A 24,915-nucleotide genomic window follows, 5' to 3' on the forward strand; every position below is an offset into this window, starting at 1 on the left:
ACCCCGACTCGCGGGGCCTGCACCCGCGAGTTTTATGGGGTTTGGCACCCCTGCGTTCATAATGAACACATGACATCCGTAACCGAGCGAACCGGCACGCAGCGACGCGGTGGCGAGGTCAGCGAAGCCCTCGCGGGCGCTGTCGCGCTGGCCAGGGACGCTGCCGCCGAGGTTGCGGGCGGATCGGCCGTCGGCGAGCACGAGGGCATCGCCTGCGAGGCGGAGAACACCGCGACGCACTATTTCGGTTCCCGGCTCCGCGGCTACCGCGGATGGCAGTGGGCCTGCGTGCTGTCGGAGGCCGAGGCACGGGTAACGATCGACGAGATCTCCCTCGTCCCGGGCCCCGACGCCCTCCTGGCCCCCGAATGGGTGCCCTGGTCCGAGCGCCTCCATGCCGGCGATGTCGGACCCGGGGACGTACTCCCCGTTTCCGATGACGACGAACGCCTCGCTCCCGGATACGAACTAATCCCCGGCGACGAAGACGAATTCGCCGCGGACCTGCCGATCGGGCTAGGCCGCGAGCGCGTGCTGTCGCATTACGGGCGGGTTGTCGCCGCCGAGCGCTGGGAGAGCGGCGAGCACAGCCCGGACACCGAGACCGCCAAGACCGCCGAGCACCACTGCGGCTCCTGCGGTTTCCTCGTCCCGCTCGCAGGGTCGCTGGGCCGGATGTTCGGCGTGTGCGCGAACGAATTCTCGGCCGACGCGCAGGTCGTCCATCTCGAATACGGGTGTGGGGCGCATTCCTCGGTGCGCTCGGAACAGGCAGGTCCCGGGCAGCGCGCGGGTACGCCATTCGACGACCATGCCGTGGACTTCGAATCCGCCCCCGGCGAAGAACCGTCGCGCGAGGCGGCCGAGACGCTGGCGCAGTAGCTCCGGCGTCATACCCGGGCGTGGCCTTCTAGCCGCTAGGCGTCGAAGTCGAGGCCCTGCTGAGCATCTCGCGCGCCGCGCACGACCGCCCGCCGCTGCAACGCATACACAGCCGTGCCGAGAATGCCGACTGCGATGCCGGCGAGACACAGCGCGATCTGGCGATCCGAACCGCCGAACACGAACAGAGCCATCGCCGCGCACAGCCACGCGACGGTGCCTAGGGCGAGGATCGGCTGCGGGTCCAGAATCGCCGCCGGCAACGGCGGGACGGCAGGCGCGTCGGGCGCCTTCTGCCGATCTCCGCTCCTACTCACGATTCCCAGAGTACCGCGAGGGGCCGCTTGTGCTTTATCTTAAATGCGGATGAGAAGACCCAAGGGGAGCGAGGCGCATTGAGTAACGACGAGCCGCAGGCGGCCGAGAAGATAGCCGTGTCGAAGAACGGGCTGGACCGCTACTTCCGGATCACCGAGCGGGGCTCGACCGTCGGGCGCGAAATGCGTGGCGGGCTCGTGAGCTTCTTCTCGATGGCCTACATCATTTTGCTCAACCCGCTGATCCTCGGCGGGACCCCCGATGTCGAAGGCAACACGCTGTCGATCCCCGAGATCGCGGCGGTCACGGCGCTCACCGCGGGCGTGATGACCATCGCGTTCGGCGCTATCGCGCGGCTGCCGTTCGCGTTCGCCACGGGCCTGGGCATCAACTCGCTGGTCGCGGTGACGATCGTGCAGGAGGTGACGTGGGCCGAGGCCATGGGCCTCATCGTCATCGAGGGCATCATCATCGTGATCCTCGCGATCACGGGCCTGCGCTCGGCGATCTTCAACGCGATCCCCGCCGACCTCAAGGCGGCCATCACGGTTGGCATCGGCCTGTTCATCGCGATGGTCGGCTTCGTCGACTCCGGCTTCGTCCGCCGCGTCCCCGACGCCGCGGGCACCACCGTTCCCGTGGGCCTGGGAATCGACGGGTCGATCGCCTCGTGGCCGACCGCCGTGTTCTGCTTCGGGCTGCTCCTGTGCGGCGTGCTCGTCGCGCGCGGTGTGCGCGGCGGCATCCTCATCGGTATCGTCTCGGCGACCGTGCTCGCCATCGTCATCGAGGCGATCGCAAAGATCGGGCCGTCGTTCGTCGACGGCGAGGCAGTCCCGGAGGGCTGGTCGCTCGCCGTGCCGACGCTGCCCGAATCGCTCGGCGCGCTGCCGAACCTCTCGCTCATCGGCAACATCGACCTCATCGGTGCGTTCACCCGCATCGGCCCGCTGTCGGCGGGGCTCTTCGTGTTCACCCTGCTGCTCGCGAACTTCTTCGACGCGATGGGCACGTTCACCGGGCTCAGCCGCGAGGCCGAGCTCACCGACGCAGACGGCAACCCGCCGAACATGAAGACCGCGCTGGTCATCGAGGGCTTCGGCGCCGTCGCCGGCGGCCTCACCTCGTCGAGCTCGAACACCGTGTTCCTCGAGTCCGCGACCGGTATCGCCGAGGGCGCGCGCACGGGCTTGGCGAACCTGCTCACCGGCGCGCTGTTCCTCGCCGCGGTGTTTTTCACGCCCGTCTACGAGGTCGTCCCCGTCGAGGCGGCCGGCGCGGCGCTGGTTATCGTCGGCGCGCTCATGCTCGGCCAGATCACGAACATCGACTTCTCGAAGTACTACATCGCCCTGCCGGCGTTCCTCACGATCGTCGCGATGCCGTTCACGTACTCGATCGCCAACGGTATCGGCGTCGGTTTCGTCTCGTGGGTCGTGCTCGCAGTGTTCACCGGCCGCGCGAAGACCGTGCATCCGCTGCTGTGGGTCGTCGCGATTCTCTTCGTCGCCTACTTCGCGATCGACCCGATCACCGCGGCGCTGTCCTAGCAGCCCAGTGCGCGTTATCGACATCGGCGACCCCGCCGACTCCCGCCTCGACCCGTTTCGCGATCTCAACGTCGCCGACCGTCGTCCCGATGCCGGTGACTCGGGGCTCGTCATCGCCGAGGGGCTGTACGTCGTCGGCAGGATGCTCGTCTCACCGCTGTCCACGATGGCGCTCGCCGGCACCGAGGCGAAGCTCGGCCGACTCCGCGAGGACCTCGCCGCCGAGGGGCATTCGCTCGACGCGCTGGCGGGGGACGCGCCGTTCTACCGCGTCTCGAATGAGGTGCTCTCCGCCGTCATCGGCTTTGCTTCTTCCCGGGACGTGCTCGCCGTCGCCCCACGCCCCACGCCGCGTATGACGTCGGACGTACTTGGCCCGGCCAGGACGCTGATGGTGCTCGAGGGCGTCAACAATGCGGAGAACCTCGGCGCCATGTTCCGCGGGGCCGCGGCGTTCGGCGCCGACGGGATCCTCATGGGCGCCGCGACCGCGGACCCCTGGTATCGGCGGACCGTGCGCGTGTCCATGGGCCACGTGATGAACGTGCCGTGGGCAAACCTCGGTGGCACGCCGACGACCTGGCAGCGCGGACTCACGGAGCTCCACGACGCCGGGTTCTCGACCATCGCGTTGACGCCTTCCGCGGACGCCACGCTCGCCGAGGCGATGGCCCGGGTGGGCGCGGCCGGCGGCGCCGGCAGGGTGGCGCTGCTCGTGGGCGCCGAGGGGCCCGGGCTCACCGAGCACGCGATGCGCGCGGCAACCCTGCGCGCAAGGATTCCGATGGCCGCCGGCGTCGACTCGCTCAACGTCGCCACCGCCGCGCAGATCGCGCTCTACGAGCGATTTCGCTGACAAGTATTCAGCTCCGCCGCGCTGTCAGCTTAGGTATGTGAATGCCCGTTACCTGCATGTTTACATGCCTGTGTTCGTGAAACAGCTCACACCGAAGGTGATTGCCTGATACAAATGTGCGCGAATCACTCTAGTGAGGAGCGGTGCGCATGCGAATTCGGAAACGCAGGCCAGGCGTTCGGCGGGACGCGCCCTTGAGCGGGGCGGGTTCCGCGATCGCCGCCGGCGCGGCGGCGATTGTTATCGTGATCGGGGCTTCGGGTGCGGCCCAGTCGCCGGGCTCGCCTGGGACTACCGGGTCCGCCGGATCGGTGGGTCAGACGGAGGGGAGTGGCAGCGTGGACGTGTCCCAGGCTCCCGGCGCAGCCCCCGCCGCGACCGAGACGATCGAGGCGGTCCGCGCCGCCGAGAGACGCTATTCGGCGAACAAGTACGACGGTTCTGGCGGGCCTGGATCGGTTCACTTCGTCGATCGCACAGCCACTTCGCCGCTCGTGTTCGTCGCCCCGCATGCGGTGCGCCACCATCGCGCGGGGAAGCTCAAGGCGCCCGAACTCTATACCGGCGGCATCGCCGAGGTTCTCGGCGAACGCCTCGGTGCCAGCGTCCTCTCGGTCGACGGCCTCGTCCCGGATTGGGGAGACGACTGGGCCGGCCGTGACGACGAGTTCACCCGCATTCTCCACGGCCTGCCGCCGGGCGCCATCATCGTCGATCTCCACGGCATGCGTGATTCCTCCGCCGACGCGCCCTTCGTGCTTGGAACGGGCCGGTCCATCAGCGAGACGACCACGGCCCTGCGCGCCTCCTTGCGGGAGGAGCTCGGCGCGGAAATCACCGACGAGGGGCGCTTCGGCGCGCGCGCTGGATACACAGTCGTCGACCACATGCAGCGGCGCGACCACCCGGCGATCCAGATCGAGATCGCCTACGGCGCCCGTGACCCCGAGACCGGGCGGCTGCCCGACACCGTGGACCGGCTGTCCGCCGCGCTGGCTGCTTCGGCTTAGGCCGAGCCACCGCCGATTACGCAGTTAGCGGGAGCGCTGGCCTCACCGCGTGCTGAAGGGGTCGGTATCGATCCAATACCTGTGCTTGAGAAGTCCATCGCCACCGCGGCGAACATCCTCGAACACGCCGCCACAGGCACGTATGACGGCGCACGACGCCGAATTACCGTCGTTGTGGATCACCAATGCCTTTGATACTCCCGCCGCCGCAAGTCGCTCGAGCGACTGCCGCAACATCTCGGTGGCGTAGCCGCGCCCGCGGAATTCGGGACCCACGGCGTAGCCGACGTGCCCGCCCTCATGGTGGAGGAACGCGTTGAGCTCGTAGCGAATCGACACCCGCCCGACCGGGACACCGCAGGCGACGGCGACCAGATAGTCCGCGCGCACTCTGCCCGCAGGAAGATCAGTGCCCTCCGCTTCGCGTCGAATGGCGGAGAGATTCTCGTCCCAGGTGCCTTCGAAGAGGAGGAAATGGAACCCCTCGGGCGCGAGCTGTTCGTGTAGCGCGCGCATTGCCTGCTCGTCGCGGGGTTCGGGTGGGCGAAGTCGGAGTTCTGGAGCGATCGAAGCCATGCGGGGTGCCTGGCTACTTGCGGCGCTTGGAGATTTCGTCGCGCGCCAAACGCGCGAACTTCCTCGCACCTCGGGCCGCCATCGAGCCTGCCTCGCGCGCCTTCTCGGCGGCTGCGCGCGCGGATTCGCGCACCGGCTGTTCCTTCGCGCTCACTGCACGCTCGTAGTCGTCGTGTTCGTACGGGGAGGCGGCGTCATCATCCGGCGTGGAAGCAGCGACTTCCTCGGCGATCTCTGCGTGCCCGGCCTCCGCGGACAGGTGCATGGCCCGGCCGGCCGGGGGATGCTCGGCGCGAACCTCGCGGCGCCCGTCCGTGGCATAGCCGAGGACGGGAACGTCGAGCCCATCGGGGCTCAGTTCGAAGCCGAGCCACGCCTCGTGGGCCGCGCTGAGAAGTTCGGCAGGGGAGAACGGGAGCGCGAGTGGATCGTCCACGCCGTCCTGCGGACGTTCGCCGGACCAGAAAGGAAGCTCGAATCCGGCGGGCATCCCCTCGTCCTCGACGATGCGGTTCGCGGCGGCGGAGAAGGAGCGCTGCAGCTTCCCGTCCTCCCAGTGCGCGAACGCGCTCACCTCGCTCTCGGCGTCGAACGCGAAGGAGTAGACGTTCGGCGCGCCGGCGATTGCGATCCATTTGTCCTCGATCTGCGAGGGGCGCAGCGCATCGGACTCACTCGTCTGGATGACCGTGAGCCCGGGGAACGAGCCGATGTAGATCTCTCCCTCGCCTGCGGAGGCGGAGCGGTTGAGCGGGAACTCGCCGATGTGACTGATCGTCGCCTTCGGATACAGCTTGCTCAATAGGCGGCGCGGGTACCCGGGATCGGCGGGTAGCCCGGTGGTGAAGGCCTGGGCCGGCGACTCTGTCGCCACGTGCCAAAAGGTTGTCACGTGGTGTGACATGGGCGTGTTACCTCTCGGTCGGTTGGGCCCAGTCGTCGCGGCCCGATGACGGCGTGGTTACTTACTGTCCTTGGGGGAGCGAACCCCGAGGAGTACATCTTCCCAGGAAGGCATTGTCGGATGCTTGCCTTTGGCTCGGTGCGCGCCACCCTCGGTGGGCGGATGCATGAGGAAATCGTCGTCCTGGTTCTCGTGGCCGTTCGCGCCGCTGCTCTCTGTCGGTCGCTGGTCGGCCGGACGCTGCTGCTCGGTGGAAGGCCGACCGTTGCGTGGCTCAGGTGTGGTCTGCGGCGCCACAAGGCCCTGGGCGAATGGATTGCCCGACATCGTTCCCGCGCGGTCGCCGGCGCGCTCGTTTGCCCTATTGCCTGGCCGTTCCCCGGAGGGCGCGCCGGCGCCGGAAGGCTGCGCGGCGTCGGCGCCGGGGCGGCCCGCGTTCGGGTCGAGCTCGATCGGCCGACCCAAGACGTAGGGCGTTGCTTGGCTCGACGGGTCATGCGGGACCCGTCGCCCGCCGATGCCCGTGACACTCGCGGGAAAGGACCGTGGCCACGCCCTGCCACCGTCGGCCTCGAAACCGGCGTCCGGCTCATCGGCGATGCCAAGAGGCTTGCGCAGCTCGGGATCGCCGATTGCGACGGCCTCATCGTCCATCGGGTGGGCGACGCCGCCGTGAGAATCCGGGACGAATTCCCACAGGGCCGAGGCGTCGTCGGACAGGCCCGCCGGCCATTTCGCCTGCACGGTCCAATTCCCGGATTTGAGTCGCCAGGAGTCCCAGCGCAGCAGTTCGGGGTCGACCCCGCGCTCTTCCAGCGAGTCGATGACCATCGTCTCGACGGTGTCCACGGACGGCCCATCTGCAAGCAGCGGGTGCGCCTTCCGCGCGCGCTCGGCCCTCGCGCCGCGCTCCTGGAGGATCGGATACGCAAAGGCCTCTACACGTGTAAAGGACATGCCGGTGAGTTCGCAGAGTTCTTCTACTGTGGCGCCGGCACGCACGCGAGCCTGTAGGTCTTTCGGCCGCAGCGAATTGCGCTCGGGCGTGAAGCGCGCGGAGGGGCGCTTGCCGCCGGGATCGGGGCGAGAGGATGTGGCGGCGAGAGTGTCGGCATCTCCGCCGTCATTGGCGGGGGTTGTTTTCGACGAGGTGCCGACGAGGCTCGGCTCGGGGCCGTGCGGCAGCGTCGAGGGTTCCGTCGACTTCTTTGCCGCGGAGGAGGTTTCGCCGGACGCTTCGCCTTCGCTCTCGTCTTCGGCGGTGCTGCCGACGGAATCTGCCGCGGAGGATTCGGCCGACTCGTTTGACGCTGAATCGTCGCCGAAACGTCCGCGCGCGGCGGCTCGGAACGTGTCATCGAGGGGGAGGGCGAGTTTCTCGCCCGTATCCGCGATTTCGCATTCGACGGTCTCGGACTCCGTATCGACCCCGACGATCGCGATTTTTCGCATCCGCTCCTCCTGACGATCCTTATGCGTGCGGCGCGCCGATCGCAGTCAGCTGACCGCGCGGCGCGCCGCTTGCTTGGACCCATGGTAGGGCAGATGTTTGTCGATATCGCGGCGAAAGCGCCGAGTTCGGCAAATCTTCCTTGGCAGATGCCGCCCGGGCGCCCGGGCGGCGCTCCCCCGGGAGTTACTTGCCGAGGTTCTCCACGACGAAATCGATGCACGAGGTGAGCTTCGAGACATCGTCCGGCTCGATGGCCGGGAACATGCCGATGCGCAGCTGGTTCCGGCCCAGCTTGCGGTACGGCTCGGTATCGACGATGCCATTGGCGCGGAGCGTCTTGGCCACTGCAGCGGCGTCGACTTCATCCGAGAAATCAATCGTGCCGACGACCTGCGAGCGCAACGCCGAATCGGCGACGAACGGCGTGGCGAACTCGCTCTTCTCCGCCCATTCGTACAGGCGCGAGGACGAATCGGCGGTGCGGCCGGTGGCGAAGTCCAGGCCTCCATTCGAATTCATCCACTCGACCTGATCGGCCATGAGCAGCAGAGTCGCGATCGCCGGAGTGTTGTAGGTCTGGTTCTTGCGTGAGTTGTCGACCGCGGTGGGGAGCGAGAGTGACTCTGGCACCCAACGGCCGGTGTCGGCGATCTCGCCGACCCGCTCGAGCGCGGCCGGGCTCATGATCGCGATCCACAGTCCGCCGTCGGAGGCGAAGCACTTCTGCGGGGCGAAGTAGTAGACGTCGGTATCGGCGATGTCGACGGGCAGGCCGCCGGCGCCGGAGGTCGCGTCGATCGCGACGAGTGCGTTCTCCGAACCAGCGGGACGCTGCACCGGCACGGCGACACCCGTCGAGGTCTCGTTGTGTGCCCAGCCGATGAGGTCGACCGACGGGTCCGAGGTGGGCTCCGGCGCCGAGCCCGGCTCCTCGGACACGACGATCGGCTCCGAGAGGAACGGAGCGCCACCGGCGACCTTGGCGAACTTGGACGAGAACTCGCCGTAGGTGAGGTGCAGGGACTTCTCGCGGATGAGTCCGAACGCGGCCGCATCCCAGAACGCGGTCGTGCCGCCGTTACCGAGAATCACCTCGTACCCCTCGGGCAGCGAGAACAGCTCGGCGAGACCGTCGCGCACGCGGCCGACCGTGTTCTTCACCGGCGCCTGGCGGTGGCTCGTGCCGAAGATCTCCGCACCGGACGTGACCAGGGACTGCAGCTGCTCGGGGCGGACCTTCGACGGGCCGCAGCCGAAACGGCCGTCTCCGGGGAGCAGGTCGGCGGGGATGGTCAGGTTCTCGCTCATAGAAAATGGCGACCTTTCGTTTCGGTGATCGATCCTTGGCACGGCTAACAGCACCCCAGTGTATAAAACGCGGCATCGGGGCGCCGTGGCGTGGATTACGCTCACGCTACGCCCGCCGTGCGCGGCGGCGGAAGCGGCCACCGCCGCGCGGCTCGCGTCGCGCGATATCGTGGCAGGCATGCCCTCCATCCCGCACGGCCCCGCCGCCTCGCAGGTCCCCGACGATTTTCGCGGTCTGCGCGAGAGCTACGGACTCAATGACAGGCTGCTCGATCCCGCGGACCTCGCCGGCGGATGGTCCGCCCTGCTCACGCGCTGGATCGCCGACGCCGCGTCCGGCGGGGAGCGCGAGCCGAACGCCATGGTTATCGCGACGTGCGACGTCATAGGCGGGGTGGGTTATCCGAGCACCCGCACGGTCCTGTGTAAGGGCGTCTCCACCACGGGTGTGCGGTTTTTCACCACGCGCACCTCGCGCAAGGGGGCGCAGCTGGCCGCCAATCCGCGCGCTTCGGCGACGTTCCCGCTGCTGGAAGCGGAGAGGCAGGTGCACCTCGAGGGGCTCGTCGTACCGCTGGATGACGTCGCGGGCCGAGAATACTGGGCCACTCGCTCGCGCGACTCGCAGATCGCGGCGTGGGCGTCGGCGCAGTCGCAGCCCGTGGCGGGGGCGCCCGAGCTGCGGGAGCTGTACGCCGAGGCGGCCGCGCGCTTTACCGGTCCCGGCGGGGAGAGCCTTCCCGTGCCGATGCCGCCGTATTGGGGAGGCTACGAATTGCGTCCCGATCGCGTGGAATTCTGGCAAGGGGGTGCCGGCCGATTCCACGATCGACTCGTCGCGACCCGCGAGCCGGCCGGCGGTGGCGGGAGGTCCGCGCGTGGCAGCGGGACCTCCGGTGGTCCCGGGTCCGAAGGCGAAAGGGTGCTGGCCTGGCGCGTGGAACGGCTACAGCCCTGACCAGAGCGCGTGGGCCCCGGCGGATCTAACAGTCTCGGTTAGTCCTCGCCAACCGGCTTTCGCTGAGCGAATAATGAGGGGACCATATGCCGCAGCCCCGGTGTACGGGCTAAAGTGGACACGACTGGGACGACCAGGCTTACGGACGCTCACACGTGAACCACCAAAACCTGGTGCGCGTCCGCGCCATCGTGTGCCCGCATCGAAAACGGTGGGGCGCAAACGCACAACGTACCGAGCTTGAGAGGTCAACGCATGCCTGCAGAAGCGAACGGAATGGCCACCCTTTCCACGCCCAACGGAGATCTGGACCTGGAAGTGGTTAAGGCCACCGAGGGCAGTTCGGGCATGCAGCTCGGCAAGCTGCTCGGCCAGACGGGGATGACGACGCTCGACGTCGGTTTCGTCAACACCGCCGCGTGCCAATCGGAGATCACCTTCATCAACGGCGACGAGGGCATCCTTCGTCACCGCGGTTACCCGATCGCCCAGCTCGCCGAGAAGGCGTCGTTCCTCGAGGTGTCGTACATCCTCATCTACGGCGAGGATCCGACTCCGGCACAGCTGCAGTCGTTCACCGAGTCGATCATGGGCGAGACCACGCTGCCCGAGGTCATCTCGCCTGTGCTGCGCGCGTTCCCCGCCGAGACCCACCCGATGCCGGTTCTGTCGGCGGGCGTGTCGCTGTTCGGGACGCTGGGCGACGACATCAGCATCAAGGACGACAAGCAGATCGATCTCGCCACCGCGCGCCTGCTCGGCCGCACGCCCACCCTCGCGGCGGCAATCCACCGCGTTCGCGGCGGCAAGGATCCGATCGCTCCCGATGCATCGCTCGGATACGTCGGCAACCTGCTCCGAATGACCTTCGGCGAGGACTATGAGATCACCGACGAGCTCGTCCGCGCGCTCGACATGCTCCTCGTCCTCCACGCCGACCACGAACAGAACTGTTCGACCTCGACCGTCCGCATGGTCGGTTCCTCCAATGCGCCGCTGTACGCCTCGATCGTCGGCGGCATCAATGCTCTTTACGGGCCCTTGCACGGCGGTGCCAACCAGGCAGTCCTCGAAATGCTCGAGCGCATTCACTCCAACGAGGGCGGCGACGCCACCAAGTACATGGACAAGGTCAAGAACAAGGAAGACGGTGCGAAGCTCATGGGCTTCGGCCACCGCGTCTACAAGTCTTACGACCCGCGCGCGGTCATCGCGAAGGAATTCGCGACCGACGTGCTGTCCAAGGCGAACGATCCGCTGCTCGAGATCGCCCAGGAACTCGAGGAAAAGGCCCTCGCGGACGACTACTTCGTCGAGCGCAAGCTGTACCCGAACGTCGATTTCTATACCGGCCTCATCTACCGCGCCATGGGTTTCCCGACCGAGATGTTCACCGTCTTGTTCGCCCTCGGCCGCATGCCCGGTTGGATCGCGCACTGGCGCGAGCAGCATTCCGACCCGGCCACCAAGATCAATCGTCCGCGCCAGGTTTACGTCGGCGCGACGGAAAAGAACTTCGTACCGGTATCCGAGCGTTAGGATCGGGGGAACCGGTCCTCGTCGCCGAGGCCCGGTTCTCGCCGGACCGGCAGCCATGTGCTGCGTACTCGTCGGACGTTCCGACCAGAAGGTACCGGCCGATTCCTCGGCGGAAAGCACTGCCGAGACAACTGTTACACAATCAGAGGACTCCGAAATGACTCTCGAAAAGCCAGAGATCGAGCCCGCAGAAGGCCCCGCCCCGACCGAACTCGTCATCGAGGACGTGATCGTGGGCGACGGAGCCGAGGCCGTCGCTGGCGGAAATGTCACTGTGCATTACGTCGGTGTCGACTTCGAAAATGGCGAGCAGTTCGACTCGTCCTGGGATCGGGGGGAGTCGATCTCGTTCCCGCTCAACGGTCTGATTCAGGGCTGGCAGGAAGGTATTCCGGGTATGAAGGTCGGGGGCCGTCGCAAGCTGACAATCCCACCGGAAATGGCCTACGGAACCTCGGCGGCTCTGCACCCGCTCGGCGGACGCACCCTGGTGTTCATGATCGACCTGATCGACGCCTAGGCGCGCACACGTACGAACTTTTTCGGCCCTCGAAAAGCATGCTTTTCGAGGGCCGAAACTCATTTCGCCATTTCTGTCGATGGGCTAGCTGTGCGCCGCGTGGCGAACGAGCTCCTCGAGAACCCCGAGGTCTACGTCCTCGGGCTCGTTGATCCAGACGCAGCCCGCGCCGACCTTGTGCTTGCCCAGCGCAGCGAGAAGTTCCTCGGAGCGCGGGTGCCCCTGGAGGCCATAGAGAGCGAGGTTCGCCTTGCGCGGGCTGAACCCGGTCTGGAACCAGTCGCCCTCGCGCCCGGTGTGTGAGGCGTAGTGGACCGCGCCGTAGCCAACCATGGACGGGCCCCACATCACCGGCGTCTCACCGGTGGCGCGGTTGAACAGCTCGAGCAGCAACGCCCCGTGCTCGCGTCGCTTCGGCCAGGGCAACTCGGCGATCCACTCGGAAGGTGCTACGTCGGTGGGCGCGGTCTTGATATCGGCCGCATTCTTTCCGGTGTGTCCTTTGGTGACGGTGGCGCCGAGCTTTTTCGGCGCCGGCACGGTCCCGCCCATCGTCTTGCCCTGCGCCTGCAGCGCTTCTTGGAGGCGGTCGAGGGCGCGCGGACCCACCCCGTGGAGCGCGGCCAGCTCGGCGTAGTCGACACCTGCGAGCGACTCCACGTCGTCGTATCCGGCGGCCCGCAGCGCTCCGCGGGCGGGATTGCCCATCCCTCTCACGTCATCGAAGGATGTCGACATGGCGGCTACTCCGCCTCTCCGCGCAGGATCGGGGCGAGGGCGTCGAGTACGTCCGGATCCTCGATCGTCGAAGGCACGCTGGGGGACTGGCCGTCTGCGATCTGCCGCATGGTCTTGCGCAGGATCTTGCCCGAGCGGGTCTTCGGCAGGCCCTGCACGATATGGGTCTCGCGGAACGAGGCCACCGCGCCGATGTGTTCGCGCACGAGCGCCGCGAGCTCGTCACGAAGCGTCGCAGGGTCGGCGACGACCCCGGACTTGAGCACGACATACCCGACGGGGAGCTGTCCCTTGAGCTCGTCCTTGACTCCGATGACGGCGACCTCCGCAACACTGTCGTGGACGCCGATCGCGGCCTCGATGGAACCGGTAGAAAGGCGGTGGCCTGCGACGTTGATGACATCGTCGGTGCGTCCCATGACGAACACATAGCCGTCGGAATCGATGTACCCGCCGTCGCCGGTCGCGTAGAAGCCCTCGAACGTGGCCATGTACGAGGACACGAAACGCTCGTCGTCGTTCCACAGCCCGATCATGTTGCCGGGGGCGAGTGGTAGCCGCACCGCGAGGTTGCCCTCCACGCCCGGGGCGACCTCGTTGCCCTCGCCGTCGAGAACGACGAGATCGGAGCCGGGTACGGCAACGGTCGGTGAGCCGAGCTTGATCGGCATCGGGGAGAGTCCGCGCAGATTCGAGGCGAGCGGCCAGCCGGTCTCGGTCTGCCACCAGTTGTCGATGACGGGTTTGCCGAGTTTGTCCATCGCCCACGTCTGGGTTTCGGGGTCGAGCCGCTCGCCGGCGGAGAACAGCGTCTCGAACTTCGACAGATCGTATTTCCCGATCTCCTCGCCCTTCGGGTCGACGCGGCGGATCGCGCGGATCGCGGTCGGCGCGGTGAACATGGCGCGCACGCCGTGTTCCGCGATCACCCGCCAGAACGCGCCGGCGTCCGGGGTTCCCACCGGTTTGCCCTCGTAGAGCACGGTCGTGGCGCCGATGAGCAGCGGCGCATACACGATGTAGGAATGTCCGACGACCCAGCCGACGTCGGACGCCGACCACCACACATCGCCTGCGGAGATGCCGTAGACGTTCCACATCGACCATGCCAGGGCGACGGCGTGCCCGCCGTTGTCGCGGACGACGCCCTTGGGCATCCCGGTCGTGCCGGAGGTGTAGAGGATGTACAGCGGGTCGGCGGAGTCGAGCTCTTCCGGGACGGCGGCCTCCGCGCCGTCGACGAAATCGGCCCACCGGACCCACGCCGCGCCGCGCGCCTCGTCTCCGGAGGGCAGCGCGCCTCCGCCGAACTCCGCACGCTCGTGCACCACGACGGTCGTGGGTGTATGGCGGGACAGCTCCAACGCCTTCACGATGATCGGCACATACGGGACCTGGCGGCTCGGCTCGATCCCTCCATCCGCGGTAAGTATGACGGCGGGCTTGGCATCATCCACGCGGATCGCGAGCTCGGGTGCCGCGAATCCGCCGAACACGACCGAGTGGACCGCGCCGATGCGCGCGCACGCCAGGATCGCGACGATTGCCTCGGGGATCATCGGCATGTAGATGACGACGCGGTCGCCCTTGCGGACGCCATCGGCCTGCAGCGCACCCGCCAACCGCGACACGCGCGCGAGGAGTTCGTTGTAGGTGATGGTCTGCGTGGTGCCGGTGACGGGGGAATCGTAGATGATCGCGGCCTGTTCGCCGCGGCCCGAATCGACGTGCCGGTCCACGGCGTTATAGCAGGTGTTGAGCTTGCCGTCCGGGAACCATCTGTTGTGCGGCGAGTTCGACACGTCGACGGCGGAGCTCGGCGGCTGGATCCACTCGATGAGCCGGGCTGCCTCGAGCCAGAAGCCGTCGCGGTCCGAGACGGATTGCTCGAATGCCTTGTCGTACGCCTCGCGCTCGGCCGCGGTCGGGGACGGAGATTCCTGGGACACGGGTGGACTCCTTCGGTTCGTTCTCGATTCGTGGGTCTCGATGTGGCGTCGAACCGGTTCTCGAGAACGGTTCGTGCGTCGGAGCTTCCGGCGAATGCGATCGACTTTAGTCGAACGCCGCGCCGCGGGAGCAGCGTTTCTACGAGAGCATGCGGTAGCGGCGCAGCCGGTCGGATTGGCGGATGTGTTGCGGCGTACGGCGGGCATACCTCAGGCCCTCGGCGATCGATTCGGCGAGACGATGGCAGAACGTGACCGGTTCGTCGGCGGCGTCGGGTTTCTCCGCGATGATCTCGTCGACGATGCCGTGTCGCAGCAATTCAGGCGCCGATATGTGCTGCGAGCGCGCCATATCCGCAGCCCGGTCGGGCGTTCGGTGGACGATCGCGCTCGCGCCTTCCGGTGGCAGTGGCGACAGCCACCCGTTCTCCGCGGACAGCACTCTGTCTGCGGGCAGAAGCGCCAGTGCGCCTCCGCCGGTTCCCTGTCCCATGATCACCGAGATCGTGGGGGAGGGGAGGGTGACGAGGTCGGCGAGGCTACGAGCGATTTCCCCGGCGAGGCCGCCTTCCTCTGCGTCCTTGGACAAGTCGGCGCCGCGGGTGTCGATGATGGCGACGAGCGGCACCCCGAGCTCGCGGGACAGACGCATCCCGCGGCGAGCGGTGCGAAGCGTTTCCGGCCCCATTGGTCGATCGCGTTCGACCACGCGGTCCTGGCCGACGATCACGGCCGCCTGCCCACGAATTCTCCCGAGGCACAGCGAAAGGGGCCCCGAATCCTCGCCCTGCCCGGTACCGGAAAGCGGGACCAGCTCCGTAACCGCGGTGGAAAGGAACGATTTGGTTCCCGGTCGGTCGGGGCGCCTGGTTGCCTCCACGGACCGCCAGGGGTCCTGGTGGTCCGGAACTATCAGTGGGCTCGGTCCTGTCGCTTCATCTTCGTTGGGCTCAACGATCTGAGGAGAGAGTTCTTCTGGGGTAGGGGGATCCATGCACAACACGCGCAGTGTGCGATGGGCTCGGTCACGGACGTGGCGATTTCCGACGACGCCGTCGATGACACCCTTGTTCGCGAGGTTCTCCGATTCCTGGACGCCGTCGGGGAAAGGCACGTCATAAAGCGTTTCGTAGACGCGGGGACCGAGAAATCCGACGAGTGCCCTCGGCTCGGCGACAGTGACGTGCCCGAGGGAGGCCCATGAGGCGAAAACGCCACCCGTCGTGGGGTGTCGTAGGTAGACGAGGTAGGGGAGTCCTGCGGACTTGTGAGCAGCGACAGCGGCCGCGATCTTGATCATCTGGACGAAGGCGACTGTGCCCTCCTGCATTCGCGTACCGCCAGAGGTAGGCGCCGCGAGTACGGGAAGTCGTTCGGCCGTGGCGCGTTGTATCGCCTCGGTGACCCGGCTCGCCGCAGCAACTCCGATGGATCCGGCGAGGAACGTGAACTCGCCGACAACGACGCAGACGCGCCGACCGTGGAGGGTGCCCTGTCCTGTGACGACGGACTCGTCCACACCGGACTTCTCTCGTGCCGCAGCCAGTTCTTCGGGGTAGTTCTCGATCGATTGCGCCCACATCGGAGGGCCGGTCGGGCTGTCCCAGGACACGAAGCTGCCTTCGTCGAGGACCAGATCGAGCAGTTCTGCGGCGGAGATTCGTGGCATATCCCGATAGTAGGCAGTGCCGGGCGGTCCCGTGGCCGATATGGACGGCGCGCGCCGGGTACCGTTACCGATAGACATATCCGAAAGGCGCTGGTCATCCCAGGTGGTGGCTGCCGCCTGCATTCTTCGAAAGTGAACTGAGGTTGCGAATGCTGGAAGTACGTCGCGAGGGCGCGGTGGCCGTCATCGCCATGGATCGGCACGAGAAGCGGAATTCGATCAACGCCGACGTGTGCCGCGCACTCCGTGAGGCCTTCGAAGAGCAGGTCGCGACGCTCGACACCGAGGACCCCGTCCGCGTGATCATGTTCACCGGTAACGGCACCGCCTTCTCGGCAGGCGCCGATCTCGGCGGCGGCGTGTATTCCGAAGAATTCTACGATCAGCATGAGCGTCTTTTGCGGACCATGGAGTCGATCCCGATCCCGGTGGTCGCCGCTGTGAACGGCCCGGCCGTGGGAGCCGGCGTCCAGCTCGCGCTCGCCGCGGACCTTCGTGTGATGGACTCCCAGGCATTCCTCGCGGTTCCGGTCGTCAAGGTCGGTCTTGCTCTGGACTGGTGGACGGTTCAACGCGCCTCCGCCGTCATTGGTGGTGGCCATGCGCGGACCCTGCTGTACTCGGCGCAGCCAGTCGATGCGAGCTTCTGCGAGCGCGTCGGGTTCGCGAACAAGATCGGGGACGCCACAGAGGCGATGGCGTACTGCCAGGAGCTCGCGACGTTCGCGCCACTTTCGCTGCAGCACATCAAGGGCGTGATCAACGATGATCTCGCGCGCGCCGACCACGATCCGGCTCGCGAGGAGCTTCAGCGCAAGGCGTGGTATTCCGACGACGCGTCCGAATTCCGTATCGCGCGCCAGGAGAAGCGCATGCCGAAGTTCACCGGCAAGTAGTAGGGAGCACTACTGCGCTCGACTTTCGTAAAGGGGCGTCCGCCATAGCGGCGGGCGCCCCTCTTTTGTTTCCCGACCTACGTTGTTCTGCGGAAACGCTGATCGATAATGGCCTCCTGCGCGGCAATCCTGGGCACATGTTCACATGTGAACACCGCGCTTGATGGGCAATGTCAACGCATTGAACTGCACAAGTAAAAGTAGAAAGCTTAAAAGTTGAGGTTTGATTCAACATTTATAAGTGTTCTGTGACACACTTAGCAAGTCATTGGTTGGCCCCGTCGTTCACCCGGTTTCCGGGTCGTCGGATATCAGCGAAGGGAGGGTGTCCGTGTCCACACCGGCAGAGTCCAACGCGGATCCTCATGCTGCAGGAGAGGCGGAAACCCCGCGCATTCTCACAGCGGCAGAATTTCATGCAGCACGCCAAAGCCCCGAGTTCCAGGAGCTGAAGCGACGGTTCCGGAAGTTCGTCTTCCCCATGACCGTCGCGTTCCTCGTCTGGTATTTCCTCTACGTTTTGTTTGCCGTGTACGCCGTCGACTTCATGTCGACGAACGTAGTCGGCGAGATCAATGTCGGGCTGATTTTCGGTGTCCTCCAGTTCGTGAGCACCTTCGGGATCACGGCCCTCTACATTCGCTTCGCCGATCGTCAGGTCGATCCGCGTGCGGCCGAAATCCGTAACAAGATGGAGAGCGGGGACTACCGGTGAGCGATTACCTACTCGATATTCACGAGCTCGTACCGGGCGAGGCGGTCGGCTCGACCGTGCTCAACATGGTCGTGTTCGGCATCTTCATCGTCATCACGATGGGCCTTGTCATCCGGGCGTCGAACTCCACAAAGTCCGCGGCCGACTTCTATACCGCTTCTGGTGGATTCTCGGGCACGCAGAATGGATTTGCCATCGCCGGCGACTACCTCTCGGCGGCTTCGTTCCTCGGTATCGCTGGGGCCATCGCGCTCCAGGGCTACGACGGATTCCTGTACTCCATCGGCTTCCTCGTAGCCTGGCTCGTCGCCCTGTTGCTGGTCGCGGAGCTCATGCGCAACACCGGGCGCTTCACGATGGCAGACGTGCTTTCGTTCCGCCTGCAGCAGCGGCCGGTCCGCATGGCCGCCGCGCTGGCCACCCTCGCCGTTTGCTTGTTCTATCTGATCGCGCAGATGGCGGGCGCCGGCGGACTTGTCGCGCTCCTGCTCAACATCGATAGCGAGACCGGCCAATCTGTCGTCGTCGCCATCGTCGGCGTGCTCATGATCCTCTACGTCCTCATCGGCGGGATGAAGGGCACGACTTATGTGCAGATGATCAAGGCCGTGTTGCTCGTCGGCGGTGTCCTCGTCATGTGCCTGCTCGTCCTCGTCGCCGTGCGCGGAAACTTCTCCGAGTTGCTCTCGGCGGCGATCAACCGTTCGGGCGAACCGCTTACCGACCCAGGTCTCAAGTACGGCGCCACGGAGACGACGAAGCTCGACTTCCTCTCCCTCGGCATCGCGCTCGTTTTCGGTACCGCCGGACTCCCGCACGTGCTCATGCGCTTCTACACCGTCCCGACGGCTAAGGAAGCGCGCCGCTCGGTCACCTGGGCGATCGCGCTCATCGGTGCGTTCTACCTGTTCACGCTCGTGCTCGGCTTCGGCGCCGCGGCGATGGTCGGCAGCGACGTCATCGAGGCGGCTCCAGGCGGCGTCAATTCCGCGGCCCCGCTCCTGGCCTACGCGCTGGGTGGCGAGATCTTCATGGGCATCATCTCCGCGGTCGCGTTCGCGACGATTCTCGCAGTGGTCGCCGGCCTTGCCATCTCGGCATCCGCCTCGCTGGCACACGACATCTACAACGGCGTCATCAAGCACGGCAAGGCTACGGAGCAGCAGCAACTCAAGGTCTCGCGGATCACGGTGGTTGTCATCGGCATCGTGTCGATCGTGCTCGGAATCGGCGCAATGGGACAGAACATTGCGTTCCTCGTCGCCCTCGCGTTCGCGGTAGCGGCGTCGGCAAACCTGCCGACGATCATCTACTCCCTGTTCTGGCGTCGTTTCAACACGAGAGGCGCGCTGTTCTCGATATACGGCGGTCTAATCTCCACGCTCGTGCTCATCTTCTTCTCGCCGGCCATTTCCGGTTCCGAGACGGCGATGCTCCCGAACGCCGACTGGGCGATCTTCCCGCTGTCCAACCCGGGAATCATCTCGATCCCCTTCGGCTTCCTCATGGGAATCATCGGTACATTCCTCGGCAAGTCCGACGAATTCCCGGACAAGGAAGCGGAGATGGAAGTGCGTTCGATGACCGGCGTCGGAGTCGAGAAGGCGGTCCAGCACTAACGCCCTATGCGAACGCTCTCACCAGGGGGCCGGTGGCGATATTGCCACCGGCCCTCCCGGCGTATTCACACATTACTTAGCCGTCGAAACCCGCGTCGGCATCGTCGAATTTGCACAAACTCTACTTTTATCGTCTTGATCACGATAAGGTCACTGGGTCGAAAGTGGCAGGTGGCCCCGGGAACGCCGTGTGCCTGTGGGTAATGGTGTGCTCGTTTACATGCGCGGTAGGTCGGGAGAGAGATGGGTTCGAGGCATCGCGCAGCGACGGATAGTGTCCACAGCGCGAGGAAAGTTTTGGTGCGGGCATTGGTGCTGGTGGCGATCATCATCATCGCTGTTGCCCTCTACCGGGTGGCAACGGGAAAGCCGCTTCTGCCGTGCGGCGGCAGCCATCCTGTGACCCTCGCGGCGGACCCCTCGATCTCCGAGGAGATCGAGCAACTCGCCGCAGAGTCGGGTGGCAATGGATGTACGTCTTACGAAGTCGAGAGCACATCCACCGGGGCGATGCTACGCAAGCTTGCCGACCGCAAAGAGCTTCCGGACCTGTGGATCCCGACCTCGACGGTGCAGTCCGATCGCGTATCGCGTGATTCGCAACTGCCGTTCGAGACGGTCCTCAACTCGGTCGCATCGACGCCTGTGGTGCTCGCGGTCAAGGACGGCGATCCTTCGATTCGAAATTGGACAGAAGCGCTCGGCACACCGGGAATGATCGTTGACGACGTTGCCGATTCGGGCGTCGCCGATGGTGCGATGCTCGCCGCCGCGGCGGAAAGGGAAGCGGGGCTCGTCAGCGCCGAACAGGTTCAGCAGTCGCTTGCCGTGCTCGCGCAGGGGCAGCGACCTTCGAACGAGGGGCTCGTGGATCAGCTCGCCAAGACAGGTGGGGTCGCCGTCGTCACCGAGCAGGAGCTTTCCGCCCGCGGCGAGCAGAACGAGGCCGACGGCATCCGCATCCAGGTGCCGGTCACCGGCGCGAACTACCTCAGCTTTCCGCTGGTCATCACCGCGCAGGATCCGGGGCGCCGCGACGACGTGCGTGAGGCGGCCCAGGAGCTCGCGGACGAGGCCACGGACGATGATTTCGCGAACACTCTCGCCGATGCCGGTTTTCGCACCGCAGACCGTGCACCGCTAGATGGGGATGTCGGCGTCGGCGAGACCGAGCGCCTCGTCGTCCGCGACTCCGGGGCGCTCGACGAAGCGGTCCGCGAGTGGCGGCTGATGTCGATGCCCACGAATTCTCTCGCGCTCGTCGATTCCTCGGGGTCGATGGCGCTGGACGTGCCGACGCTCGGTACCACGCGGATGGGCATGATGGTCCAAACCCTCACCCGAGGCTTGGAATACTTCTCCGACTCGTCCTCGCTCGGCCTGTGGGCCTTCAACGCGGCCGACCCCACGCGCGCCGAGCCGTACGTCGAGGTCCAGCCGCTCGGCGGGCTCAGCGGGCCTTCGGCCTCGGGCGCGCAGGGCACCCACCGCGACGATCTGGTCTCCGGCCTCGCGGGCCTGCCCGAGTACGTCGGCGGGGCGACCGAGTTGTACTCCACTGTCCTCGCTGCCTACCGCTCGGTCCTCGATTCCTATGATCCCAATGCCATCAACACCATCATGGTGTTCAGCGACGGCGCGAACGATGCCGCAGACACCATCGGCCGCGACGAATTCTTCACCCAGTTGCGCGAGATGCAGGATCCGCAGCGCCCGGTCAAGGTCGTCACGATCGGTGTGCTCGACGACGTCGACACCACCGTGCTCGCGGAGATCGCCGAAGCCACCGGCGGCTCCAGCCATATCTCCCGCACACCTGAAGAGATTCCGCAGGTCTTCGCCGCTGCGATCGCGGATCGCAGCACACCCGCCTAACAGCACACCGCCCATGACGTCGAGCATGCCGATTCTTCATACCCACGGTCGATCTCGCCGTGCGGGTACCGTCGGTCTCACGCCGGCAATCGGCACCAGCACAACGAGATCGGGTGATCTAGCGCCATGAATGATCGAGAGTTCGACGTCATCGTCTTCGGGGCCACGGGCTTCGTCGGAAAGCTCACGGCGGCCTACCTCGCCGAGCACGCGCCAGTGGGCACGCGCATCGCGCTCGCCGGGCGTACGCGCTCCAAACTAGAAACGGTCCGCGCAGAGCTTCCTGCCGCGGCAGCGCAGTGGCCACTCGTCAGCGCCGACGCCGACTCTGCCGAAGAGCTCGGCGCGATGGCTGCCCGCACCCGCGTCGTGTGCACCACCGTCGGGCCCTACCTGCGCTACGGCGAGAAGCTCGTCGCCGCGTGTGCCGAAGAGGGCACCGATTACGTCGACTTGACCGGCGAGGTGCCCTTCGTGCGCACCACGATCGACAAGTTCGACTCCATCGCCAAGGAGAGCGGCGCCCGCATCGTCCACGCCTGCGGCTTCGACTCCGTTCCCAGCGACATCGGCGCCTTCGCCCTCCACAAGCGCGTCGAGGCGGACGGTGCAGGCCAGATGGGCGATACGACGATGATCGTCCGGAGCTTCCGCGGCGGAATCAGCGGCGGGACAATCGACTCGATGCGCGTCATCGCGCGCCAGGCCACGGACTCCGATGTCCGCAAAGTCCTCGGGAATCCGCACGCGCTCTCTTCGGCGGGAGCGCCGAAGTCGTCCGGAGGCGAGCGGCTGCGCGAACCAAGCGACCTCGCCCCGGTCGACGCCTCGAAGGTCGACCGGAGTCTCACGGGAACGCTCGCGCCGTTCTTCATGGCCAGCTCGAACACGCGCATCGTGCGCCGCTCGAACGCCGTGCTCGGGGGCGCCTACGGCGAGAAGTTCCGCTATGGCGAGGCGATGTACGTCGGAGAAACCCCGGTCGTATCGACTATCGCAGCGAGCGCCGTCGCCGCCGTCACCGCCGGGTTCTTCGGTCTTATGGCGGTGAAACCGCTCGCCCCGCTCGTCGACCGCGTGCTGCCGAAGCCGGGGGATGGGCCGAGCGAGTCGGCGCGCGATAACGGACACTTCACCACGAAGACCTACACGACCACCTCGACCGGAAAGCGGTACGTCGCGACGTTCCACTCGGACGGCGATCCGGGCTACAAGGCGACAGCGCGCATGCTCGGCGAAAGCGCGCTGACGCTGGCGCTGGACCGAGATGCGCTGCCGAAACGCGCAGGCATTCTCACGCCGGCCTCGGCGATGGGGGATGCACTCATTTCGCGTCTGACGTCGGCGGGCGTCGAAATCGATACCGACGAACTCTCGGCGTAGCGTAAAGGGCGTCGCCGGGTTGCGGCGACGCCCTTGTCGTATGTGTGCCCCCGACAGGATTCGAACCTCACTCGTGCTGTTCGTCCGAGTGGACTGCTACCAGCATACATACCGCGCTTGTCCTGGCAAGACGATAAGTAGTCGTGTCGCGCTGGTGTGCATACGTTAGCATAAGATCGTATTCGGATCGGTTGGTAGATCGTATGGGGGAACCGTGGCAGGCAAACCAGGGCGCCGAGGATGGGGCTATATCCGCAAGCTCCCAAGCGGGCGCTACCAAGCGTCCTACGTCGCCCCGAACGGCAGAACCTTCTACGGCCCCCGAGGTCCGTTCTCCGCGAAAACCGACGCCGAATTTTGGCTTGCGAGCGAACGACGCTTAATCGAGCGCGACGAGTGGACTTCCCCGAAAGAGCGTGCCGCCGCTGAGGACGAGCGAGGCGGCGCGTCCCCGCTGACGTTCGGGCAATACGCCGCGGTGTGGATCGAGCAGCGCAAGCTGAAACCGACGACCCGCAACCTTTACCGCTCGCAGCTGGAGGCGCATATCCTCCCCGAGTTTGCCGACAGGCCGATAACCGAAATCGCCGCGCCCGAGGTTCGCGCCTGGTACTCGAAACTTGAGCGCAAGCCGGCGCGCGCAGCCGGCAACGGAGTGCGCACAGGGGGGACCCGAACCGCCCGCACGTACGCGCTACTCAAAACGATCTTCGGCACTGCGGTTGAGGACGGGCTCATCGAGTCGAACCCGGCCCGAATTAAGGGCGCTTCGCAGGTCGATCGCCGGCACAAGATCGAGGTTCTTACCCCCGCCCAGCTCGACGCGCTCGCCGCCGCCATGCCGCCCCAGTACCGGGCACTCGTGCTCGTCGCCGCGTGGGCCGGCCTGCGTCGTGGGGAAGTGGTTGCCCTTCGCCGCCGAGACATCGAACCGGACGGGGCCGAGATCCATGTTCACCGTGCCGCGTCGTGGATCCGCGGTAAGGCGACGATCGGCACGACAAAGAGCGCAGCGGGTGCCCGCGATGTGACGGTGCCGCCGCACCTTCGCAGCGTGCTCGTGGCGCACCTTGCCGAACATGTGCGCCGCGGGAGAGACGCGCTCGTGTTCCCCGGTAGTGGCGGCGGGCTGCTCGACGAATGGACCCTGCGCTATCACTTCAAGGCCGCTACGGAGACTATCGGCGTGCCTGAGTTTCGGTTCCATGATCTGCGGCACCAGGGCGCCGTTTACGCCGCCCGGGCCGGGGCGACGACGAAAGAGTTAATGAGCCGGTTGGGCCACTCGACGCCGCAAATGAGTATGAGGTACCAACACGCCGCACAGGGCCGAGACGCCGAGATCGCGGAGAGAATGTCACGAATGATCGAGGGGGAATAGTGGCTAAGAAATTCGGGCGGGTGCGGTGCGGTTCGTGCGACCGCGTGATCTACGACCCCGGGCAAGGGTTCCGCACACCGCGACCGCAGGAACAGGCCGAGCTCGACGCGATGGAACCGAGCCTCGAATCGGGGGCGGCGCTATACCGCGCGATCTCAGGGGGCGGGGCGCTCGACGCTCACACCCGTATCACTTTCGAGGACGACGCACAGACAGTGGCGCTGTTTCAATGCGCCGGCAAGGGCTGCGGTATTCGGTATCGAGTCGAGGGCTATCCGGCGCAGCTTGCCGACGCGATCGCCCGTACCGCTGATTTGGTGCTGTTTCACTCGCAGCGAACCTAGACACGTGAGGTAGTTCGTAGGAACTTAAACAAAACAATGCTAACGTAATCAACGAATCGAATATCGCGGCCCAGCAATGGGCACCGACGACACCGGACGTACCTGTCGCGAGAAACGTCCCGTTCGCCTCATGGGGGCACGGGAGTTTTGCATGTCCAAATCACGGGCGCCTCGCCGCCTCGATTCCATTCCTAACGCCGCCGAGAATTACGGCGTGCATCATTCCACCATCCGCAGGTGGATTTCACAGGGCCGCATCCACGGCTACCGCTTCGGCCCGAAAATGTTGCGCGTCGATCTCAATGAGCTTGACGCCCTGCTCCGCCCCCTCGCTACGGCAGGCGGTGCGGATAAGTGAGCAAGAAAAATGAGTACGCCCCGGCGGGGAACCGGGGCGCGACTAATGAGATTCAATGCGTGGAAGATCTCGCGTCTGAGTCTACCGCCGAGCGTGGCGCCCCTGGTAGCGCCT

General features: G+C 66.2%; 23 protein-coding genes. 15 read left to right on the top strand and 8 right to left on the bottom strand.

Annotated features, from left to right (window positions below; translation table 11 throughout):
* Positions 1-69 precede the first annotated feature (69 nt).
* Complete coding sequence (locus BJL86_RS04215) at positions 70-882, top strand: DUF3027 domain-containing protein (RefSeq protein WP_067474734.1); 813 nt, start codon at positions 70-72, stop codon at positions 880-882.
* Between the two features lie 35 nt (positions 883-917).
* On the opposite strand, the gene BJL86_RS04220 is transcribed toward BJL86_RS04215, so the two are convergent.
* A complete protein-coding gene (locus tag BJL86_RS04220) occupies positions 918-1,199 on the bottom strand; it encodes a DUF2530 domain-containing protein (protein WP_067474738.1) in 282 nt (93 codons plus the stop codon).
* Positions 1,200-1,277: 78 nt separating this feature from the next.
* Here BJL86_RS04220 and BJL86_RS04225 point away from each other — a divergent pair, with 78 nt between their 5' ends.
* From BJL86_RS04225 to BJL86_RS04235, 3 genes are all read left to right on the top strand, one after another.
* On the top strand, positions 1,278-2,750 hold the full coding sequence (locus tag BJL86_RS04225) for an NCS2 family permease (protein ID WP_067474740.1): 1,473 nt from the start codon (positions 1,278-1,280) through the stop codon (positions 2,748-2,750).
* 7 nt (positions 2,751-2,757) lie between these two features.
* Positions 2,758-3,606, top strand: coding sequence for a TrmH family RNA methyltransferase (locus BJL86_RS04230; protein WP_075844837.1), 849 nt, complete (start codon positions 2,758-2,760; stop codon positions 3,604-3,606).
* Positions 3,607-3,755: 149 nt separating this feature from the next.
* Positions 3,756-4,616 (top strand): hypothetical protein, encoded by an 861-nt coding sequence (locus BJL86_RS04235; protein WP_156896122.1) that lies wholly within the window; start codon positions 3,756-3,758, stop codon positions 4,614-4,616.
* Between the two features lie 42 nt (positions 4,617-4,658).
* On the opposite strand, the gene BJL86_RS04240 is transcribed toward BJL86_RS04235, so the two are convergent.
* The 4 genes from BJL86_RS04240 to serC all read right to left on the bottom strand — a co-directional run bounded on the left by BJL86_RS04240 (position 4,659) and on the right by serC (position 8,857).
* Positions 4,659-5,192: a GNAT family N-acetyltransferase gene (locus BJL86_RS04240; RefSeq protein ID WP_067473477.1), complete on the bottom strand. Its 534-nt coding sequence runs from the start codon at positions 5,190-5,192 to the stop codon at positions 4,659-4,661.
* Positions 5,193-5,205: 13 nt separating this feature from the next.
* On the bottom strand, positions 5,206-6,096 hold the full coding sequence (locus BJL86_RS04245; protein ID WP_067473476.1) for a DUF6928 family protein: 891 nt from the start codon (positions 6,094-6,096) through the stop codon (positions 5,206-5,208).
* Positions 6,097-6,153: 57 nt separating this feature from the next.
* Positions 6,154-7,548 carry a septation protein SepH gene (gene sepH / locus BJL86_RS17380; protein ID WP_067473475.1) on the bottom strand — a complete coding sequence of 465 codons (1,395 nt, stop codon included), beginning with the start codon at positions 7,546-7,548 and terminating at the stop codon, positions 6,154-6,156.
* Between the two features lie 184 nt (positions 7,549-7,732).
* Positions 7,733-8,857 carry a phosphoserine transaminase gene (serC, locus tag BJL86_RS04255; RefSeq protein ID WP_067473473.1) on the bottom strand — a complete coding sequence of 375 codons (1,125 nt, stop codon included), beginning with the start codon at positions 8,855-8,857 and terminating at the stop codon, positions 7,733-7,735.
* A gap of 178 nt (positions 8,858-9,035) precedes the next feature.
* Here serC and BJL86_RS04260 point away from each other — a divergent pair, with 178 nt between their 5' ends.
* From BJL86_RS04260 to BJL86_RS04270, 3 genes are all read left to right on the top strand, one after another.
* Positions 9,036-9,815 (top strand): pyridoxine/pyridoxamine 5'-phosphate oxidase, encoded by a 780-nt coding sequence (locus tag BJL86_RS04260; RefSeq protein WP_082908438.1) that lies wholly within the window; start codon positions 9,036-9,038, stop codon positions 9,813-9,815.
* A gap of 255 nt (positions 9,816-10,070) precedes the next feature.
* On the top strand, positions 10,071-11,354 hold the full coding sequence (locus BJL86_RS04265; RefSeq protein WP_067473470.1) for a citrate synthase: 1,284 nt from the start codon (positions 10,071-10,073) through the stop codon (positions 11,352-11,354).
* Positions 11,355-11,511: 157 nt separating this feature from the next.
* Positions 11,512-11,874 (top strand): FKBP-type peptidyl-prolyl cis-trans isomerase, encoded by a 363-nt coding sequence (locus BJL86_RS04270; protein ID WP_067473495.1) that lies wholly within the window; start codon positions 11,512-11,514, stop codon positions 11,872-11,874.
* 84 nt (positions 11,875-11,958) lie between these two features.
* Here BJL86_RS04270 and BJL86_RS04275 read toward each other — a convergent pair whose 3' ends face one another.
* The 3 genes from BJL86_RS04275 to BJL86_RS04285 all read right to left on the bottom strand — a co-directional run bounded on the left by BJL86_RS04275 (position 11,959) and on the right by BJL86_RS04285 (position 16,230).
* The gene (locus tag BJL86_RS04275; protein WP_067473467.1) at positions 11,959-12,612 is read right to left on the bottom strand and encodes a DUF1801 domain-containing protein; all 654 of its coding nucleotides are present in this window, start codon (positions 12,610-12,612) and stop codon (positions 11,959-11,961) included.
* 5 nt (positions 12,613-12,617) lie between these two features.
* Positions 12,618-14,561 (bottom strand): AMP-binding protein, encoded by a 1,944-nt coding sequence (locus BJL86_RS04280; protein WP_067473466.1) that lies wholly within the window; start codon positions 14,559-14,561, stop codon positions 12,618-12,620.
* A gap of 139 nt (positions 14,562-14,700) precedes the next feature.
* Positions 14,701-16,230: a carboxyl transferase domain-containing protein gene (locus tag BJL86_RS04285; protein ID WP_067473493.1), complete on the bottom strand. Its 1,530-nt coding sequence runs from the start codon at positions 16,228-16,230 to the stop codon at positions 14,701-14,703.
* 149 nt (positions 16,231-16,379) lie between these two features.
* On the opposite strand from BJL86_RS04285, the gene BJL86_RS04290 reads away from it, so the two are divergent.
* From BJL86_RS04290 to BJL86_RS04325, 8 genes are all read left to right on the top strand, one after another.
* Positions 16,380-17,126 (top strand): enoyl-CoA hydratase, encoded by a 747-nt coding sequence (locus BJL86_RS04290; RefSeq protein WP_067473463.1) that lies wholly within the window; start codon positions 16,380-16,382, stop codon positions 17,124-17,126.
* A gap of 394 nt (positions 17,127-17,520) precedes the next feature.
* On the top strand, positions 17,521-17,841 hold the full coding sequence (locus BJL86_RS04295; protein WP_067473489.1) for a DUF485 domain-containing protein: 321 nt from the start codon (positions 17,521-17,523) through the stop codon (positions 17,839-17,841).
* 65 nt (positions 17,842-17,906) lie between these two features.
* Positions 17,907-19,460 carry a solute symporter family protein gene (locus BJL86_RS04300; RefSeq protein ID WP_067473486.1) on the top strand — a complete coding sequence of 518 codons (1,554 nt, stop codon included), beginning with the start codon at positions 17,907-17,909 and terminating at the stop codon, positions 19,458-19,460.
* Between the two features lie 300 nt (positions 19,461-19,760).
* Complete coding sequence (locus tag BJL86_RS04305; protein ID WP_197487554.1) at positions 19,761-21,335, top strand: substrate-binding domain-containing protein; 1,575 nt, start codon at positions 19,761-19,763, stop codon at positions 21,333-21,335.
* A gap of 126 nt (positions 21,336-21,461) precedes the next feature.
* Positions 21,462-22,718, top strand: coding sequence for a saccharopine dehydrogenase family protein (locus tag BJL86_RS04310; protein WP_067473456.1), 1,257 nt, complete (start codon positions 21,462-21,464; stop codon positions 22,716-22,718).
* Between the two features lie 214 nt (positions 22,719-22,932).
* Positions 22,933-24,099, top strand: coding sequence for a tyrosine-type recombinase/integrase (locus BJL86_RS04315; protein ID WP_067473454.1), 1,167 nt, complete (start codon positions 22,933-22,935; stop codon positions 24,097-24,099).
* Positions 24,099-24,443, top strand: a complete 345-nt coding sequence (locus tag BJL86_RS04320; protein ID WP_067473452.1) for a hypothetical protein — start codon at positions 24,099-24,101, stop codon at positions 24,441-24,443. Before BJL86_RS04315 ends, BJL86_RS04320 begins: the two co-directional genes overlap by 1 nt.
* Before the next feature lie 151 nt (positions 24,444-24,594).
* Positions 24,595-24,801, top strand: coding sequence for a helix-turn-helix domain-containing protein (locus BJL86_RS04325; RefSeq protein ID WP_067473483.1), 207 nt, complete (start codon positions 24,595-24,597; stop codon positions 24,799-24,801).
* Positions 24,802-24,915: the final 114 nt, after the last annotated feature.

This window comes from Dietzia timorensis (genome assembly GCF_001659785.1).
Lineage (GTDB): Bacteria > Actinomycetota > Actinomycetes > Mycobacteriales > Mycobacteriaceae > Dietzia > Dietzia timorensis.

What these genes read in the sequence shown, in the direction of transcription:
- BJL86_RS04270 (WP_067473495.1), top strand. Translation starts at nt 11,512, where the DNA reads ATGACTCTCGAAAAGCCAGAGATCGAGCCCGCAGAAGGCCCCGCCCCG.
- BJL86_RS04325 (WP_067473483.1), top strand. Translation starts at nt 24,595, where the DNA reads ATGTCCAAATCACGGGCGCCTCGCCGCCTCGATTCCATTCCTAACGCC.
- BJL86_RS04310 (WP_067473456.1), top strand. Translation starts at nt 21,462, where the DNA reads ATGAATGATCGAGAGTTCGACGTCATCGTCTTCGGGGCCACGGGCTTC.
- BJL86_RS04240 (WP_067473477.1), bottom strand. Translation starts at nt 5,192, where the DNA reads ATGGCTTCGATCGCTCCAGAACTCCGACTTCGCCCACCCGAACCCCGC.
- BJL86_RS04260 (WP_082908438.1), top strand. Translation starts at nt 9,036, where the DNA reads ATGCCCTCCATCCCGCACGGCCCCGCCGCCTCGCAGGTCCCCGACGAT.
- BJL86_RS04275 (WP_067473467.1), bottom strand. Translation starts at nt 12,612, where the DNA reads ATGTCGACATCCTTCGATGACGTGAGAGGGATGGGCAATCCCGCCCGC.
- serC (WP_067473473.1), bottom strand. Translation starts at nt 8,857, where the DNA reads ATGAGCGAGAACCTGACCATCCCCGCCGACCTGCTCCCCGGAGACGGC.
- BJL86_RS04215 (WP_067474734.1), top strand. Translation starts at nt 70, where the DNA reads ATGACATCCGTAACCGAGCGAACCGGCACGCAGCGACGCGGTGGCGAG.
- sepH (WP_067473475.1), bottom strand. Translation starts at nt 7,548, where the DNA reads ATGCGAAAAATCGCGATCGTCGGGGTCGATACGGAGTCCGAGACCGTC.
- BJL86_RS04245 (WP_067473476.1), bottom strand. Translation starts at nt 6,096, where the DNA reads ATGTCACACCACGTGACAACCTTTTGGCACGTGGCGACAGAGTCGCCG.
- BJL86_RS04300 (WP_067473486.1), top strand. Translation starts at nt 17,907, where the DNA reads ATGGTCGTGTTCGGCATCTTCATCGTCATCACGATGGGCCTTGTCATC.
- BJL86_RS04265 (WP_067473470.1), top strand. Translation starts at nt 10,071, where the DNA reads ATGCCTGCAGAAGCGAACGGAATGGCCACCCTTTCCACGCCCAACGGA.
- BJL86_RS04285 (WP_067473493.1), bottom strand. Translation starts at nt 16,230, where the DNA reads ATGCCACGAATCTCCGCCGCAGAACTGCTCGATCTGGTCCTCGACGAA.
- BJL86_RS04235 (WP_156896122.1), top strand. Translation starts at nt 3,756, where the DNA reads ATGCGAATTCGGAAACGCAGGCCAGGCGTTCGGCGGGACGCGCCCTTG.
- BJL86_RS04290 (WP_067473463.1), top strand. Translation starts at nt 16,380, where the DNA reads ATGCTGGAAGTACGTCGCGAGGGCGCGGTGGCCGTCATCGCCATGGAT.